Below are 17,912 nucleotides of genomic sequence, written 5' to 3' on the forward strand. Positions count from 1 at the left end.
CTATAAATCACACTATAAACACCAGTATGAGTCAAGTAGTTTTATTGCTCGGGGGAAATATAGGGGATAGGTTGAAATATTTGTCCCGAGCCAACTCCGAAATGCAAAAAGTTTTCTCCATCAAAAAGCTTTCCGCCGTGTATGAGACAGCCCCGTGGGGAACAGACTCCCAGCAAGCCTATCTAAATCAGGCCATGGTGGTGGATACAGATATGCCCGCACAGGAAGTGTTGGAAGTGATTTTGGGAATTGAGCAAAAGCTTGACAGGGTGAGGGAGCAAAAGTGGGGAGATCGTACCATGGATATTGATTTGATCTATTATGAAGATCTGGTGATCCAATCAGAAAACCTTACCATCCCTCATCCTTTGATGCAGGATCGACGATTTGTGCTTATTCCTTTAGTAGAGATTTTGCCGGACTTTGTCCATCCTGTTTTTGGGAAAAGTACCCGTAAGTTGCTGGAGGAATGTTTGGATAGAAGTGAGGTGAGCCAATTGGACCAATAAAAAAGACCGATCCCCATCGGTCTTTTTTTGATCATTCTGCAGTGACTGGATCAATGATTGATTTCACCTCGGTGATGACATTGGCCGGAAAACCTCCCAGCTTGGCATGCTCACGAAGAAGCTCCTCATTGGGCGAAATGTACACGCAGTAAATTTTGTCTCCAGCTACATAGCTGTGGATCCATTGTACAGCTGGACCCAATTTTTCCAACACTCCACAGGAGGTCTGTGAAATGGCCTTTAGTTCCTCGGCAGACAGCTTGCCTGCGCCTGGAACTTCCCGTTCAATTAGGTATTTAGGCATGGCTTGTTTTGGCAAAATGCCATTAAAACAGAACCTTAATTTACGAAAAAAACAGGCCTAAAAAAAGCCACCCGAAGGTGGCTTAAAGTTACTTTAAATGCTAGAAACTTCTGCCTCACGGTGGATTTTCTTCACCAAACCCTGAAGGACTTTTCCTGGTCCGCTTTCGATAAACTCCGTGGCCCCGTCAGCCACCATATTTTGGACAGACTGCGTCCACTTTACGGGAGCCGTTAGCTGGGCGATGAGGTTTTCTTTGATTCTATCCACATCGGTTACCGCAGTGGTACTTACGTTTTGGTAGATGGGGCATTTAGGCCGATTGAAAGTAGTGGCCTCAATGGCTTTCTGCAGTTTCTCTCTGGCAGGCTCCATTAGCGGAGAGTGGAAAGCACCGCCCACTGGAAGTGGGAGGGCTCTTTTTGCGCCGGCTTCCTTCATTTTCTCGCAGGCTATTTCAATGCCTTTATTACTTCCAGAAATTACCAATTGGCCTGGGCAGTTGTAATTGGCTGCCACTACCACTTCATCTTTAATGCTGGCACAAATTTCTTCCACTTTGGAATCTTCAAGCCCCAAGATTGCCGCCATTGTGCTTGGATTGATCTCGCAAGCCTCCTGCATGGCCAAAGCCCTTTGGTAAACTAACTTCAAAGCATCATCAAATGATAACACACCATTGGCAACCAAAGCTGAAAACTCACCCAATGAGTGACCTGCAACCATGTCTGGGTTGAAGTTTGGAGAGGTCTCCGCCAAAATTACGGAATGTATAAATATGGCCGGCTGGGTTACCTTGGTTTGCTTAAGGTCCTCTTCAGTGCCATTGAACATGATGTCGGTGATATTGAAGCCAAGAATTTCATTGGCATGGTCAAAAATCCTTTTTGCCTCCGGGTTGGATTCATAAAGGTCTTTTCCCATCCCTACAAACTGTGCCCCTTGTCCAGGGAAAATATATGCTTTCATAAATAGGTGGTTTGGTTTAAATGCTCGATTGGGTGCAAATATAATAAGGATGGATTAAATGAAAGAAGACCGAAGACGGAAGACCGAATTTATTCCTTCTTCGGGCTCCCGTCTTCAGTTTCCGGTCTTTTACCTTATAATCTGGATATTTCCTTTCAGCTTCTGTTCTCTGATTCCTTCATCAAGGGTGTCAAACTGGACGGTGCCGGAATAAAAATAAGTTCCTGCAGGCAGTTCTTTGCCGTTTTGGTCGTGCCCGTCCCAGTTGATGTAGATACTGCCCTCTGCGCTGGTTCTTGAGTTGTATTCAAAAACCTGGACTCCCCAGCGGTTGTAGATTTTGATTTCCACCGCCTCTACAAAGCGGGGGCATTTTTCAAAAGGATTATCAAAGGCCCTGAAGGTGTCATTCACCCCGTCGGAATTAGGCGTAAACACGTTTGGAAGCTCATAATTTGGACAATTGTCAATACAAACAATCTCACTCGGGTCACTGACATTTCCAGACCTGTCCACGGCCACAAGGTAATAGCAACCTTTCAAGCTACTCAGACCCTCAATTCGGGTTCTTAGTGTGCTGGCACTGAATGTGCCTATTTGCTCAAATGTGTTTTCCTGACCTGTCTCGGAAAAGAACAGTCTATACTGACTCAATTCATCGTCACAGTCCCCACTTACATCCGGTTCCCAGCTTAGGTCATGGTAGAAATTGCTGAAATTACAAGGCTTGTCCGCCAAGAATGAAGTACACTCAGGTCCCTCATAAGTCAATACGGGAGGGCAGGGGAGCCTGTCATCATCTGGTCTCACGCACACCACTTGCGAGCGGTTGACCAATGGGTATTCCAGGATTTCGAGGTTATACGCTCCCAGTGTTTCTACATAATAGCAGTATTCAATATTCTTGTTCAAAGGTACCCCATTGTGGCTTCCGTCATCAAAGAAGGTAAAACCTTCGGAAGTTACATTTACTTCCCCGATCAGGGTAAAGGTCTCCTCATCAGAAGAGTCCGGGTCGGTTCGGTTACGGTAAACCCTATGCGGATATTGGCTCATGGAGTTGTTCCAAGGTACCTGGAATTCCCAATTCAGCTCAATGGCTTCATTCAAAATAGTTGGCTCAAGCCTAACGGATGAGGCCCTGCTTGAGGTGTCTATTCTCTCTCCATCATTTAGCAGGATAACCCTGTAATTGTAAATCTGACCGACGGTATTTAAGCCGGTGTCGGTAAACAAGGTATCCGAAGTGGTAATTACACTTGCTTCGTTGTCATTACCCGTAAAGCTTTGCGCTCGGATCAACTCATAAGTATATGGGCCAGGGAATTCTTCGGTATCAATATCGTATGGAGGTGTCCAACGCACAATTATTTCACCGTTCTCTGTGTCCGTTTGGTCTATGTCCACATTGGTGATCACAGGCACATCCACGTCCAGGGTGATACAAAATTCCTCAGATACTATACTTTCTCCACTTCTTGGCTGCGGAAAAGTAGAAACCAGTCTGTAGCAATACGTGTTGCCTGGGCTAAGGCCTTGGCGCTCATTATCATCTAGAAAACTGAAGGTCTCCATATCGGTGGTGCCGATCAGTTCCCAACCGTCTCTAATGCCGGTTTCACATTCATCAGGTTCGTATGGGTCGCTATTTAACCTCCGCCAGACTTGCATTTCCTCGGCGGAGCCGCTACATGAGTAAGGGTCCCAACTTATCTGGGCACTCCTGCCAGGTTGCTGTTCGACCTCCTCTATGACTGGAGGTGGCCCGATGACGGTAATGTTCCATGTTCGAATATCCACTAGCGCCGGCCCCGACTCCGGCCGGTCTGTTATTCGTATTCGTACTTGATAGGTTCTTTCCCTTACGTGATTACACACGGTCTGCCAGTCGAAATTGATCACACCTGGGGAAGACTGGAATACGGCAACCGGACTATAAGTAGCAGGTGAACTGGATATTTCAATAGGGTCGCCAAAAACCTCAATTCTAATGTCATCACCATCGGGATCACTTCCCTGTATGATTTCCTCTATCCTAGTACCCGCTTCCACGCAGAGGTCGGGGGGAAGGATGAGTTCAGGCCTTCGGTTGTCCGTGTGTTCAATAATAATCTGCATATCACGCACCACATAGCCGATCATTTCATACTCCCCATTGATTCTACGCCATTCCTCTATTCTGAAAGCTATATTATATTGCCCCGCTATCCCAGGGGCATCCCAAATCAGATCACCCGTGAGGGGGTCCATCGAAATAAACGGATTGGCAGATCCATCCTCCCGCTGGAAACTGAATTCACTTGAACCAGGGCTTCTGTAGTTGTTTACCGGTCTTTGAAATTCCTGGTTGGGTACAATTACCCTTTCGTCAAAATTATAGGCCAAACTGTCCCCGTCAGGATCATAAGCTCCTGGGTTGTGAATGTACCGCACGTTTACGGCGCCATTGTCTACTGGGGGAATGGTTAAGATGGGAGAATTGTTGACTCCAAAAAACGGGTCTATTCGGATGAAGGTCTCTACATAAAAAGGCGTGTCCACCGAATTGTCCATATTGAGTGTCCCGTCATTACGGTTAAACTCCATAAAACGGATGGTGTAGTTGCCGGGACCCTGGTAGGTATGAGTGACCACAAAGGTGTTCTTTTCAATCTGGTTTCCTAAAGGCTCGGAAAAAGAGATGTCGCTTTCAGTGTTAAGCTGGACCGTGGTGCCATCTCCAAAATTAATATTTCCCGGACCAAAACGGACCTGGGAACCGGTGTCGGTGTAGCCTACTACGGTGATTCTATAGGTCAGTGATTGGGTAGAAATCCTCTCTGCAATGATTTCCCCGGCCCTTATATGGGTAGCGGATGCCTGGTACTGAATAGCAAATAGAAAACACAGCGTAAGGAAAAATAAAGATCTGAATTTCATAAAAGGTGACTTAACTACTGTTAGTATACGGATTAAAGTTAAGCAAGTACAATTATTAATGAAACGAAAACCAAAAAATTAACCGCTTGGTTGTAGAATTGATCACCAATTGCAGGGAAAACATCGCCAGAAAAGGGTTATTTAGAACGTTTTAAAATAAGATTAAAGGGTAGGGATAGATTGTTTGATAAGTTTTCCAAATGTAAATTTGGCGGTCAAGTTTAAAATTTAAAAACAATCTATACTAAAACACGAGTTTATGAGTTGGGTAACGAAGACCTTCAACAGTTCGCTGGGCCGCAAATTGATCATGGCCCTTACAGGTTTATTCCTGATAATATTTCTGATTGGGCACGTGACTGGTAACTTGCTTTTGTTCAAAGATGACGGCGGTCAGGCATTCAATGAATATGCCGATTTCATGACCACCAACCAGTTTGTACAGATCCTGTCCATCACCACCTATCTTTCGGTAATCCTACACGTGATATATTCCATTATATTGACTTCAATGAACAAGAAGGCAAGACCGATTGGATATAATCAAGTCAACCCGCCAAAGGAAAGCAGCTGGAACTCCAGAAACATGGGCATCCTGGGTACATTTATCCTGATTTTCTTGGTGGTCCACTTACAGGGCTTCTGGTATCAGATGCACTGGGGCGATATGCCAAAAGTGACCTATGACAGCGGTACTTACAAAGATCTTTTTGAAATTGTGGTTTTTGCTTTCCAGCAAGAATGGTTGGTAGCGCTTTATGTGATCTCCATGATCCTGTTGGGCTTTCACCTGTATCATGGTTTTGAGAGTGCCTTCCAAACCCTTGGCCTAAACCATAAGAAATATACGCCAGCCATCCAGTTTGTCGGCAGAGCGTTTGCAATCGTGGTACCTGCACTTTTCGCCAGCATGCCACTTTATATATACTTCACCTTGAATTAACAATAAGTAGATATGATACTCGATTCTAAAATACCTGCAGGTCCTATAGCTGAAAAGTGGACCAAGCATAAATTTAACATGAAGCTGGTCAATCCGGCCAATAAGAGGAAGTATGATGTCATCGTGGTAGGTACGGGCTTGGCAGGTGCTTCTGCGGCAGCATCCCTAGCTGAACTTGGCTACAACGTAAAAGCTTTTTGTTTTCAGGACAGCCCTCGTAGAGCGCACTCCATTGCGGCTCAAGGTGGTATCAATGCTGCCAAAAATTACCAAAATGATGGGGACTCCATTTATAGATTGTTTTATGACACCGTAAAAGGTGGCGATTATAGAGCCAGAGAAGGCAATGTGTACAGACTTGCCGAAGTATCCGTAAATATCATTGACCAATGTGTGGCCCAGGGTGTTCCTTTTGCCAGAGAATATGGAGGGCTTTTGGCCAACCGTTCATTTGGTGGGGCTCAGGTGTCCAGGACATTTTATGCCAGAGGCCAAACTGGACAGCAGTTGCTATTGGGGGCCTATTCTGCCCTTAGCCGCCAGGTAGCCAATGGTAAGGTGAAACTTTATCCTCGTACCGAGATGATGGACATTGTCAACGTCGAAGGAAAAACCAGAGGTATCATCACCAGAAACCTGATCACGGGTGCCATTGAAAAACATAGTGCTCACGCCGTATTGCTTTGTACAGGTGGTTATGGTAACGTATTCTTCCTATCTACCAATGCAATGGGCTCTAACGTGACTGCTGCTTGGAGAGCACACAAAAAAGGCGCTTTGTTCGCTAACCCTTGCTACACCCAGATTCACCCTACTTGTATCCCGGTTTCGGGTGACCACCAGTCCAAGTTGACCTTGATGTCAGAGTCATTGAGAAATGATGGTAGGGTATGGGTTCCAAAGACCGTTGAGTTGGCGCAAAAGCTACGCAAAAAAGAAATCAAGCCAAGCGATATTAAGGATGAGGACAGAGATTACTATTTGGAAAGAAGATACCCTTCTTTCGGTAACCTTGTCCCTAGAGATGTGGCTTCCCGAAATGCAAAATATGTGTGTGATGAAGGAAGAGGCGTGAATGAAACAGGGGAGGCGGTATTCTTGGATTTCCGTGATGCCATCCAGCGTGACGGGGAAGACTTGGTAAGAAGCAAATACGGTAACCTGTTTGACATGTATCAGCAGATCACCGGCGACAACCCTTACAAGCAGCCTATGATGATCTATCCAGCGGTTCACTACACTATGGGTGGCCTTTGGGTGGATTACAACCTGATGACCAACGTGCCTGGTCTTTATGCCTTGGGAGAAGCCAACTTCTCTGACCACGGTGCCAACAGACTTGGTGCTTCTGCCTTGATGCAAGGTCTTGCGGATGGTTATTTTGTTATTCCTTATACTATCGGAGACTACCTAGCGGGAATGCCTTACGACAAGGTATCTACTGATCATCCTGAGTTCCAAAAGGCTGAAAAGGAAATCAAAGACAAAATCCAGAAACTTCTTTCCATCAACGGTTCCAAAACCATTGACCACTTCCACAAGAGGTTGGGTAAGATCATGTGGGAATACTGCGGAATGGCCAGGACGGCTGAAGGTCTGCAGAAAGCTAAAGGCATGATCAAGGAATTGAAAGCTGAATTTTGGAAAGATGTTAAAGTAATAGGTACCAACGACGAACTTAACCAGTCATTGGAAAAAGCCCACAGAGTGGCTGATTTCATTGAGTTGGGTGAATTGATGGTGGACGATGCACTCCATAGAAATGAATCTTGTGGCGGTCACTTCCGTGAAGAATACCAGACCGAAGACGGTGAAGCACTTCGTGATGACGAAAACTTTGCTTATGTAGGAGCCTGGAAATTCGTTGGAGAGGGTGTGGAAGAAGAACTTCATAAAGAAGAGTTGAAGTTTGAAGAAGTGAAGTTGACGCAAAGAAGTTACAAGTAATCAATCATCGAAAAAAGAGAAATTGTGATGAATTTAACCTTAAAAATCTGGAGACAGAAAAACCACAAAGACAAAGGTGGTTTTGTAGACTATAAAGTAAGCGGCATTTCTACGGATATGTCGTTCTTGGAGATGCTGGACGTTTTGAATGAGCAGCTTTCCGAAAAAGGGGAGGACCCAGTGCATTTTGACCATGACTGTAGGGAAGGTATCTGCGGGATGTGTTCACTTTACATCAACGGCCACCCTCACGGACCTCAGCAGACGACCACTTGTCAGTTGCACATGAGATCATTTGCAGATGGAGATACCATCACCATCGAGCCTTGGAGAGCAGCCGGCTTCCCCGTGATGAAAGACTTGATCACCGACCGTTCTGCATTTGACAGAATCCAGCAGGCGGGTGGTTATGTAAGTGTAAACACTGGAGGGGTGCCTGATGCCAACGAGATTCCAATTCCTAAGTTGATTGCCGATGAGGCATTTGATGCGGCGACCTGTATTGGTTGTGGAGCTTGTGTGGCAGCTTGTAAAAATGCCTCTGCCATGCTTTTTGTGTCTGCCAAGATCTCCCAATTGGCCTTATTGCCACAGGGACAGGTAGAGAGAAAAGAAAGAGCGGAGAAAATGGTTGCCCAGATGGATGCTGAAGGCTTTGGTGCTTGTACCAACACCGGGGCATGTTCTGCCGAATGCCCTAAAGGCATATCATTGACCAACATCGCAAGAATGAACCGCGAATACTTCTCTGCCGTAGTGAGCAGCGAAAATACCTGATAGTATTAATTAAAAATTAATAATTAGGAATTAGGAATTAGGGATGGAAATCAATTTTTCATTTCAATTCTTAGTTCCTAATTTTTTTTCATTCATCCTTAAAATAGCACCATATCACCCCCTTTTTCCACGGTAATTAGGAATTCCCCTTTATTCCAATAAATTGCATGGTTTGTTTAACCAAACAGTCCAAGATGGACCTAAATAATGGCTTTGATAGACCTAATTATATTTTTTGTTTATATGATCGTAATGCTCGGGGTCGGGTATTATTTTATGCGGAGCAATACAGGGCAGGATGACTACTACGTAGGCGGCCGCTCTATCGGTCCTTGGCATATCGGCCTTTCGGTGGTGGCCACCGATGTGGGCGGCGGATTCTCCGTCGGCTTGGGAGGATTAGGATTTCTGATGGGTATTTCGGGAAGCTGGATGTTGTTTACAGGCCTCCTTGGGGCCTGGCTGGCAGCTGTTTACCTAATCCCCAAAGTCAAATCCAATCCTGCTTTTGCCAGCTTCTATACCTTTCCCCAGATTTTCAAACATCTTTACAACAACCAGGTGGCTATCGTGGCGGCCTTGATATGCTTCATCGGCTATCTCGGTTTTACTTCCAGCCAGCTTCTTGCCGGTGCAAAACTTGCCTCGGGAACCTTTGATGGACTGAGCCTCCATACAGCCTTGGTGATCATGGGGATTATTGCCGTGGTTTACACCGTTTTGGGTGGGTTGAAAGCGGTGATTTATACCGATACCATCCAGTGGATAATTTTGCTTTTGGGCTTCATTTTCATCGGCTTGCCCATCAGTTATTATCATGTGGGAGGATGGGAGTCCATCAGGGAAACACTTCCTGATGAGTTTTTCAGCCTTACCAACCTGCGCTGGCAGGATTTTGTAAACTGGGGAGTGACCATCATGCCGATCTGGTTTGTGGGAATGACGCTGTATCAACGGATTTTCGCTAGCAGGGATGTCGCTTCCGCCAAAAAGGCCTGGTTCATTGCTGGGTTCTTTGAGTGGCCCATTATGGCCTTTATGGGGGTGGCTTTGGGGTTGCTGTCACGGGTTGCCTTTGAGCAAGGTTTGATAGAGGCTGTGGGCGGAGAGATGGATCCAGAAATGGGTCTCCCGATTCTGTTGAGCACGGTACTGCCGGCGGGTATCATGGGCTTGATGATGTCAGCCTACTTCTCGGCAGTGCTATCCACGGCTGATTCCTGCCTGATGGCGGCTTCGGGTAACCTTACCACAGATTTGTTCAAGAAATTCTTTGACCGCCAATCGGATAAGAAAAACATGCGTCTCAGCCAGTTATTTACATTAATAATAGGAGCGGTGGCCTTGATGATCGCCCTGCAGATGACCAATGTGCTGGAATTGATGATCTATTCTTATGCTTTTATGGTCTCAGGCCTTTTGGTTCCACTATTGGCGGCCATATTTTGGGGCAATACCAACCCACAGGCGGCAATGTCGGCCATGGTAGGGGGTGGATTGACCACTCTTGTGCTTTCATTGGGCGATTGGCCGCTGCCATTTGGCCTTGATCCCAATTTATTTGGGGTCACTATGTCTCTAGCGCTATTTTTGCTAGTAAATAAGTTGAAAACTAAAGAAAAACGAAATTATATTATCAAAAAATAACCTATATGCTACAACTTAATACCATTACACCATCAGACCAAGCAAATTTCGAACTGAAAGATGAGATTGCAAGCTTTCTCTTCACTCATTTGGACCAATATGGTGATCCAAAAGAAGACATCATGAAGTGTCTGGATTATGCCCTAAACGCGGAACTGAACCGGGGAGGAGGATTTGTGGTAACTGCCAGGGAGGACCAAAAAATAGTGGGGGCCGTTGTGCTCAACGAAACAGGCATGTCAGGCTACATCCCGGAATATATATTGGTGTATATTGCTGTAGACGGCTCCCAAAGAGGTAAAGGAGTGGGAAAAAAGCTCATGGCTCAGGCCATTGAATCTGCCAACGGAGACATAGCCCTGCATGTGGAACCAGATAATCCCGCTAAAAAGTTATATGAGAGCCTGGGCTTTACCAACAAGTATTTAGAAATGAGACTTAAAAAGTAATGGCATTCTTAAACCTTTACAGAGATAAATTAAAAACCAATTTCGATTTCCTAAAAGAGAAATTCAATGATAGCGGGGTTGCTTGGGGAGTAGTATCCAAGCTGCTTTGCGGCAATGAACTTTATCTTAAGGAACTCATCAACCTAGGAGTGGATGAGATCCATGACTCCAGGATCAGCAATCTGGCCAAAGTCAAGGAACTCAACCCCGATGTGCAGACGGTCTACATCAAACCCGCTTCTAAGCGGAACATGGCCGATATGGTCAAGTATGCCGATGTCAGCCTGAACAGTGAACTCTCTACCATAAAATGGATCAGCGAGGAGGCTGTACGCCAAAACAAAAAACATAAAATCATTATCATGGTAGAAACCGGTGACCTCCGTGAGGGGGTGATGGGGGATTACCTGATTGATTTTTACGCCCAAATCTTCGAATTGCCCAATATTGAAGTGATTGGCCTCGGTACCAATCTTAACTGCCTGAATGGCGTGATGCCTTCCACGGATAAGCTTATTCAGCTTTGTCTTTATAAGCAGATTATTGAACTCAAATTCAATAAAGACATTCCATGGGTTTCCGCTGGCACCTCTGTTACCATTCCTTTGATGCTAAGGCATCAGCTTCCCCAAGGGGTAAACCACTTCAGAGTGGGAGAGACACTCTATTTTGGGGTTGATCTTTTTGAGGAAAAGGTAATTGATGGAATGTACGGGGATGTATTTGAGCTTTATACTGAAATCATCGAAATGCAGGAAAAGCCCTTGCTGCCTACAGGTGTACTCGCCGCCAATCCGCAAGGGGATGTGTTGGATATAGATGAAAGCCTATATGGAAAATCCAGTTTTAGGGCTATCCTGGATATAGGACTGCTGGATGTGGATCCCAAATACCTTCTTGCGGAAGATGGTGAATTTGAAATCCTTGGGGCCAGTTCTGATATGCTGATCCTGGATCTGGGAGAAAATCCCAAGAATTACAAAGTCGGAGACCTGATCAAATTTAATCTTAAATATATGGGTGCCTTGGCCATTCTGAATTCTTATTATATAGAAAAGAGGGTCAAATAATTACCTTCATTTATGCTCGTTTTCAATAGCCACCATAAGTCCTTTTTCAGCAAGGCTCTTTATGGTGGCTATTGCCATTTTTGGGCTATTGGCACAGATTTCGTAATAGTTGGGGTCTAAACCAACTATTTGAAATTATGAAAAAGCTAATTTTAGGTGTCTTGGCGGCGGTTTCGCTGTCGTTTTCTGCAAATGCCCAAATGAGAACCCCAGCAGCTGACCAAGTAGCGACTGTAGGTATAAGAGGCGGTGCTAACTTTTTCAATTGGGGTGGAAGTGATGCATCAAACAATGGCTACACCAATAGAACAGGGTTTCACGCCGGTCTATATGGTAACATGTTTGTAACCGACCGATTCTCCATTGAGCCAGGTGCCTATTACTCAGTAAAAGGAACCCAAAATGACGGGTTTGCAAACAGCAGAGCTGTCTTGGATTACATCGATGTGCCTATTCTGTTGAGATTTTATGCCACTGATGGCTTGAATTTCTTCGCCGGTCCGCAGGGTTCTATCTTGCTAAGATCGAGGTTTGAAGGAGATTTGTTTGGAAATACCTTCGTGTGGGACACCAACAATGTAAATTCTTTAGATGCTGGACTGGTTTTTGGTCTAGGGTATAACTTGCCAATGGGACTGAACCTTCAGGGAAGTTATGACCTTGGTCTTACCCCTGTGTTCCAGGACAGTAATGCCGAAATTTATAACAGAGGCTTTAAAGTTTCACTAGGTTATAGTTTCTAACATAAACCAACTTACCATACTGCAAGCTCCTTTTAGGGGCTTGCTTTTAATTTTAAGTCTATGAAAAAGTTACTATTTGCCTTTATGATGGTGTTTTCCGCCATCAGCTTCCAAAACGCCGAAGCCCAGTTTTTACAAGTGGGTGTGAGGGGAGGTTTAAATTACCCGACCATTTCCGGTATTGAAGCTGGGACTTACACAGGATTTCATGCGGGAACATATTTTAGGATGAACGCCCTAGGGCTTATCAGTGTAGAGCCAGGCGTGCAATATAGCCAAAAGGGTTTCCGTGCAGGTGAATCCTCTCCTATGGGAGCTGCAACAGATAGGCTTCATTATATCGATGTGCCTGTTTTGCTTAGAATCACCGTGTTTCCCTTGGTAAATATATTTGCCGGACCACAAGCGTCTTATCTTGTAGGCCGCAATTATAATGGTTCAACCAGCTTTACCACAACAGACAATCTAAGAGATTATGATCTCAGCGGAGTTGTGGGTATAGGCTTGAGCCTTCCACTTGGGTTTAACCTACAGGGAAGTTATGATTTTGGGTTGTCCAGCATAGAATATGATGGAATGGATACCCGACATAACGTAGTCAAGATATCTCTAGGAAAGAATTTTTAGTAAAGGTGAGAAGTGAGATGTAAAAGGTAAATTTACTTTCTCACTTTTCACTTACCACTTAAATCTTAACCCTCCTACCTTCTTCTGCTGATTTAAAGATCGCTTCTACGACTTTGATATCTTTCAGCCCCTCTTCACCGGGGACCAATACCTCCTTATTCTCTTTTATTGCCAAGGCATCATTGTCCATCTGCTTCGCCTGTTGGTTTTTGATTTTATCACTAAACTGGCTTCCATCAGAGGAAAACCCTTTTAAGCCATTGTAAGATTGGAAAGGTTCCATCCGGAAATGCCCATCCTGTGCGGTGACAATTAGTCGGTTCATGTTGATACCAAAGCTTGTGGCACAATTGGCCATCACCCCGTCTGGAAATTCAAGGATGAAATTCATGGTTTCATCCACTTCGGTAAAGATTTCAGGCCGCGTGGTGCTTTCGTAAGCCATCACCGATATCGGCTCTTGCTGAAGCACATACCGGGCGGCATTAATACTGTACACGCCCATATCGTAAAGCGCACCGCCTCCCATTTCTTTGTCCAAACGCCAGTGGCCAGTACGGGAAGAATAAAACCCTGCCATGGCCTCTATCATCTTGACTTCCCCGAATTTTCTCTCTTCCACCCATTTTTTGAAGTTTTGGGTGTTAGGTTCGTGCTGCATTCTATAGCCTATGGTAAGCTTGACGTTGTTCTTGTTGCACGCATCGATGATAGACTGGCACTCTTCTACCGTTTTGGCCATGGGTTTTTCGCACCACACATGCTTGCCGGTATTGGCAGCTTTGATGGCATATTCGGCGTGCATTCCGCTGGGGAGCACGATGTATATGACATCTATATCGTCATTATTGGCGATGTCATCCATGTTTTCATAATTGTAGACATTGCCATCGGGGATGTTGTATTTCTTTTGCCATTCCGGAATTTTTTCGGGGCTGCCTGTTACAATTCCCGCCAGATAGCAATGCTCGGTCTGCTCCAAAGCTGGGGCCAATTGGTTTTTACTATAGCCGCCCAGTCCGACCAAGGCTACGCCAACTTTGTCCTCGTTATTGTGTTTGGGGTTCTTTTTGGAGGTTGGCCAAATGAGGGGGAAGCTGGCGAGTGTCAAAGCAGAGGTGGAAAGCATGGTGTTGTGCAAAAAGTTTCTTCTTTTCATATTCGTTTTGGTTCGATAGTATTATTTAACCCATGATCTGCCTGACTGTTTGAATATCGTATTTTGGGGTGGCTCCTTTATGGCTTGCCACATAGGTGCCCAGAGCACAGGCAAAGTCGAGCATGTCCTCCAATTTTTCCCCTTCCAGATAGCCATAAATCAATGCCGCCAAAAATGCATCCCCTGACCCAACAGTGTCCACAACCTCGGTTTGGTACCCTTCATGTTCGAAAATTTCTCCTTTTTGAGAAATCATAGCCCCTTTATCTCCTCTCGTGACGCAGATCAACCGAAGGTCATATGCCTCCTCCAGTTTTTCACAAGTGATCTCTGGATCATTTCCGAACTCATGGTAATCAGCCAAAATCTGCAATTCATGTTCGTTTACTTTTAAAATATCCGTATGCACAAGAATATCTTCCAACAGCTCCAGATCATCAAAAGGTGGACGAAGGTTGATGTCAAAAACTTTAAGTGTCGAAGTATGGGATAGGTATTTTAAAAGGGATTTTCGTGAGACTTCGTTCCGAGTGGCCAAACTCCCATATACAAAAACCTCTGACTGGTCAATAGCCTCCTGGGCTTCCTCCGACCAGGTTATTTCATCATAGGCTGCTGGTTCTACGATCTCATACGTGACATTTTTGGGGTCTTGGTCATTCACCAACACCAACCCTGTGGGTAGGGACTCGTGAATTCCTATCAATGAAGTATTTAGGTTTCTTTCTTTCAAAAAACTCAAAAGCTCCTCACCTTGCCGGTCCTTCCCAACCATGGAGATCATAAGGCTCTGAAATCCAAGTTGCTGAAAATGCAATGCCACATTCATAGGAGCCCCACCCGGTATGGATTTATCCCTAAATTGATCAAAAAGAACTTCGCCAAAGCATATGGTTTGTTTCATTGGGGGTAGTGTTTAGGAAGGTGAAAGAAGTAGAAAATTAAACTTTTGGGTTCAATATGTCAATTCGAATTGACTTCATATCATTTTCTTTTTTAAATATACGATTTTTTTAACCCAACTTGTCTGGCAAAGAAAAACCGCTCCCGAGGAAGAAATCCCACGTAACAATTAACCGTGATTTTGCTTTCCGCTACACCTTGATCTCTTCTAGTGATTTGCCTTTCGTTTCCGGCATCACAAATAGCACCCAAAGGAGCTGCACGACCATCATTAAACCGAAAAAGGAAAATATTAATGTTGGGCCGAATTTTCCAGTCAGGAAGGGGAAAATGTTGGCTATCAAAGCGGCCAATATCCAATGTGTAAAGGACCCCAAAGACTGGCCTTTTGCCCTCAGCTTGTTGGGGAAGATCTCCGAGATAAATACCCAAATCACACTTCCCTGGCCTATGGCGTGGGCGCCAATAAAGATAAACACGAATATGGGCAGCCAGCCGGATGGGAAATATTCTCCCTGAAAACTCAGAGCCATCAAGGTGAGGGACACGATATATCCTGCCGATCCCACCAACATCAAAAACCTCCTTCCCATACGGTCGATCAATAACAGTCCGAGCATGGTGCAAATTAGGTTGACCACCCCAATCCCAATAGTGGAAAGTAGGGCACTTTCGGTGGCTATGCCGGCCATTTCAAAAATCCTCGGGGCAAAATAGATGATTGCGTTGATGCCAGAGACCTGGTTGAAAACGGCAATGGCAACTGCCATTAAGCTGATATTTAGGTGTTCTTTTCTGAATAGGGAAAAGAAGCTAAGCGAATTTTGTTGCTGCAGGCTCTCAGATTTGGCCCTGGATATAATTTCCTCTGCCGCTTCGGGGTCAGTCTTGGTAAGGATTTCTAAAGCTACTGCCGTATTGCCTTTTTTAAGGACCATCCATCGGGGGCTTTCAGGAACTTTAAAAACCAGCAAAGTATAAATCAAGGCGGGAATGGCTTCCACGCCAAGCATGTACCTCCAGGCATCTATGGTGATCGTAATCCCAATCAGGTAATTGCTGAAATAGGCCATTAAGATGCCGAAAACGATGTTGAATTGGTATAACGCTACCAATTTCCCACGGTCTTTGGCAGGGGCTATTTCGCTGATGTACATGGGGGCCACCACCGAGGAGGCGCCGACGCCAAGTCCTCCCAGAAAGCGGAAAAGCATGAAAGAATACACTTCCGTGGCCATCGCAGAACCCAACGCCGAAATGAAATACAGTACGCCTATCCAGAGCAGAACTTTTTTCCTGCCGTATAAATCAGATGGCAAGCCGCCAAAGAGCGCCCCCAGAACAGTTCCGTACAATGCAATGGCTACCGCCAGCCCATGATACCAGTCACTCAGGTTCCAATTGACCTGAATGGCCCGCTCGGCCCCAGATATCACCGCCGTATCAAACCCAAATAAAAATCCACCCAGAGCAGCTACTATGGAAAGGAAATAAACATATCCTCTATTTTTCATCTACAGACAAAAGTTTTTTTAAATTAGGTAAAAAAGAGAGGAAATGAAAGGGGATGGTTGTACTAGGTACAAAGAGTACTATGTACTATGAACATCCTAGGACAAATGGTTTTGCGGAGAAATTTTGAGGCTATTTGGATTTTGAGCGGTTAAGAAACCCAATCTGGGATTCAATCCGGCCGCTGAGATATGATATTCCACGAAGAAGCTTTATGAAACTTTTTTTAAACCCTGACTGCTGTCCAGGCAGGTTGGTATTCTTCGTGGCCCATTTTTTCATTTCCTCCCTACCAAAGTAAACGGAAGCATAAATAAAGCTGTGATGAAAGCGAATGAAAGATTGACCGCCCAGCCCAGCAGCCTGAAAGGCAACAGGATCAGCCAAATTAAAGGGTAGAGGAGTATAGCTACCAGCGCAATCGGCCAACACAGGATCAAAAGAATACACCAAAGTAAGAAGTTGGTCATGATTTTACATTTCCAATACCAACTCCAAGTTCTATACCAGAGCCCCTTGAAGCCATTAGAGGACGTTTTTGATGGTTTGCTGTACGGAAATGGGCAATAAAGAGTACACAGGTGGACAACTTGATTTAAGGTACCATTTGCCCTTTCACTAACTTCTCGGAGCGTTCCCATAACTTCCAGGCCAGTTTGTCGGAGATTTGGGAGTTCTTTTTGCCGGGTTTTCTTTTGTGATAATATTCTCCCGGCTTCCATTTATCAGGGTTGGTTACCATCCAGATCAGGGTGTCGGCGCCCTTCTCAGGGCTGATCATGAAGAGGTCTTTTAGGAAAGTATTGTAAAAAAGTTTCGCCAAGAAACCACCTTCCCGGGCAAATCCCGTGGATACCACCCCTGGATGGAAGGATCCTGCTTTTACATTTTCAAAACGGTTTACAATTTCCATGGCGTGCAAAATATTCATCAGTTTTGCCCGTCCGTAGGCTCTCATTGAGCTATACGGTTTTTCGTTTTGGAGGTCCTTGAGTTTGATTTTACCCATATTATTGGCCATGCTGGAGGTGTTGATGACCAGGGCAGCCGACTTTTCCAGACGATCTTTTAAAAGCAAAGTGAGTAAAAATCCACCTAGGTGGTTGATCTGGAAAGTCATTTCGTTACCATCATCGGTAAGTTGGCGGTCAGCAATTACACCGCCCACATTATTGATTAGTACATCAATCTTAGGATGGTTGGCTAACATGGTGTCAGCAAATTCATGGACAGAGCTCAGTTTCGCATAATCCACCAGATGGTATTCGCAGCCGATTTCTCCGGCAAGCTGCTTGGTCTGGTCAGACCTGCCGGTGATGATTACATTAGCTCCTCTTTTGGCAAAGTCTCTGGCTGCAGCAGCCCCGATACCCGAACTGCCTCCCGTAATGATGATGGTTTTTCCCTCTATTCTTGGCTCCATGGTTAGCTTTA

General features: G+C 45.1%; 16 protein-coding genes. 9 read left to right on the forward strand and 7 right to left on the reverse strand.

Features of this window, described 5'->3' with window-relative positions; translation table 11 throughout:
* Window positions 1–26 precede the first annotated feature (26 nt).
* Complete coding sequence (gene folK, locus KI659_RS02675) at window positions 27–509, forward strand: 2-amino-4-hydroxy-6-hydroxymethyldihydropteridine diphosphokinase (protein ID WP_213943784.1); 483 nt, start codon at window positions 27–29, stop codon at window positions 507–509.
* 31 nt (window positions 510–540) lie between these two features.
* Here the strand turns inward: folK and KI659_RS02680 are convergent, their stop codons facing one another.
* The 3 genes from KI659_RS02680 to KI659_RS02690 form a co-directional block, all read right to left on the reverse strand.
* Window positions 541–813 (reverse strand): DUF4242 domain-containing protein, encoded by a 273-nt coding sequence (locus KI659_RS02680; RefSeq protein ID WP_213943785.1) that lies wholly within the window; start codon window positions 811–813, stop codon window positions 541–543.
* Between the two features lie 93 nt (window positions 814–906).
* Window positions 907–1,782 (reverse strand): ACP S-malonyltransferase, encoded by an 876-nt coding sequence (fabD, locus tag KI659_RS02685; protein ID WP_213943786.1) that lies wholly within the window; start codon window positions 1,780–1,782, stop codon window positions 907–909.
* Window positions 1,783–1,911: 129 nt separating this feature from the next.
* On the reverse strand, window positions 1,912–4,701 hold the full coding sequence (locus KI659_RS02690; protein WP_213943787.1) for a T9SS type B sorting domain-containing protein: 2,790 nt from the start codon (window positions 4,699–4,701) through the stop codon (window positions 1,912–1,914).
* Between the two features lie 259 nt (window positions 4,702–4,960).
* On the opposite strand from KI659_RS02690, the gene KI659_RS02695 reads away from it, so the two are divergent.
* The 8 genes from KI659_RS02695 to KI659_RS02730 all read left to right on the forward strand — a co-directional run bounded on the left by KI659_RS02695 (window position 4,961) and on the right by KI659_RS02730 (window position 12,904).
* Window positions 4,961–5,644 carry a succinate dehydrogenase cytochrome b subunit gene (locus tag KI659_RS02695; RefSeq protein WP_213943788.1) on the forward strand — a complete coding sequence of 228 codons (684 nt, stop codon included), beginning with the start codon at window positions 4,961–4,963 and terminating at the stop codon, window positions 5,642–5,644.
* Between the two features lie 12 nt (window positions 5,645–5,656).
* The gene (locus KI659_RS02700) at window positions 5,657–7,591 is read left to right on the forward strand and encodes a fumarate reductase/succinate dehydrogenase flavoprotein subunit (RefSeq protein WP_213943789.1); all 1,935 of its coding nucleotides are present in this window, start codon (window positions 5,657–5,659) and stop codon (window positions 7,589–7,591) included.
* Between the two features lie 27 nt (window positions 7,592–7,618).
* Complete coding sequence (locus tag KI659_RS02705; RefSeq protein ID WP_213943790.1) at window positions 7,619–8,368, forward strand: succinate dehydrogenase/fumarate reductase iron-sulfur subunit; 750 nt, start codon at window positions 7,619–7,621, stop codon at window positions 8,366–8,368.
* 207 nt (window positions 8,369–8,575) lie between these two features.
* Entirely contained in the window at window positions 8,576–10,015 is a 1,440-nt protein-coding gene (locus tag KI659_RS02710; RefSeq protein ID WP_213943791.1) for a sodium:solute symporter family protein, read from the forward strand.
* A gap of 5 nt (window positions 10,016–10,020) precedes the next feature.
* Entirely contained in the window at window positions 10,021–10,464 is a 444-nt protein-coding gene (locus tag KI659_RS02715) for a GNAT family N-acetyltransferase (RefSeq protein ID WP_213943792.1), read from the forward strand.
* Window positions 10,464–11,534 (forward strand): alanine racemase, encoded by a 1,071-nt coding sequence (locus KI659_RS02720; RefSeq protein ID WP_213943793.1) that lies wholly within the window; start codon window positions 10,464–10,466, stop codon window positions 11,532–11,534. The genes KI659_RS02715 and KI659_RS02720 overlap by 1 nt, the downstream gene beginning before the upstream one ends.
* Window positions 11,535–11,671: 137 nt before the next feature.
* On the forward strand, window positions 11,672–12,277 hold the full coding sequence (locus KI659_RS02725; protein WP_213943794.1) for a porin family protein: 606 nt from the start codon (window positions 11,672–11,674) through the stop codon (window positions 12,275–12,277).
* A gap of 60 nt (window positions 12,278–12,337) precedes the next feature.
* Entirely contained in the window at window positions 12,338–12,904 is a 567-nt protein-coding gene (locus tag KI659_RS02730; protein WP_213943795.1) for a porin family protein, read from the forward strand.
* Between the two features lie 58 nt (window positions 12,905–12,962).
* Here KI659_RS02730 and KI659_RS02735 read toward each other — a convergent pair whose 3' ends face one another.
* From KI659_RS02735 to KI659_RS02750, 4 genes are all read right to left on the reverse strand, one after another.
* A complete protein-coding gene (locus KI659_RS02735) occupies window positions 12,963–14,063 on the reverse strand; it encodes a Gfo/Idh/MocA family protein (protein ID WP_213943796.1) in 1,101 nt (366 codons plus the stop codon).
* A 25-nt stretch (window positions 14,064–14,088) separates the two neighbouring features.
* On the reverse strand, window positions 14,089–14,967 hold the full coding sequence (locus KI659_RS02740) for a carbohydrate kinase family protein (RefSeq protein ID WP_213943797.1): 879 nt from the start codon (window positions 14,965–14,967) through the stop codon (window positions 14,089–14,091).
* A gap of 190 nt (window positions 14,968–15,157) precedes the next feature.
* A complete protein-coding gene (locus KI659_RS02745) occupies window positions 15,158–16,480 on the reverse strand; it encodes a sugar porter family MFS transporter (protein ID WP_213943798.1) in 1,323 nt (440 codons plus the stop codon).
* A gap of 593 nt (window positions 16,481–17,073) precedes the next feature.
* On the reverse strand, window positions 17,074–17,901 hold the full coding sequence (locus KI659_RS02750; RefSeq protein ID WP_213943799.1) for an SDR family NAD(P)-dependent oxidoreductase: 828 nt from the start codon (window positions 17,899–17,901) through the stop codon (window positions 17,074–17,076).
* Window positions 17,902–17,912 lie beyond the last annotated feature (11 nt).

Source organism: Litoribacter ruber (assembly GCF_018449405.1).
Taxonomy (GTDB): domain Bacteria; phylum Bacteroidota; class Bacteroidia; order Cytophagales; family Cyclobacteriaceae; genus Litoribacter; species Litoribacter ruber.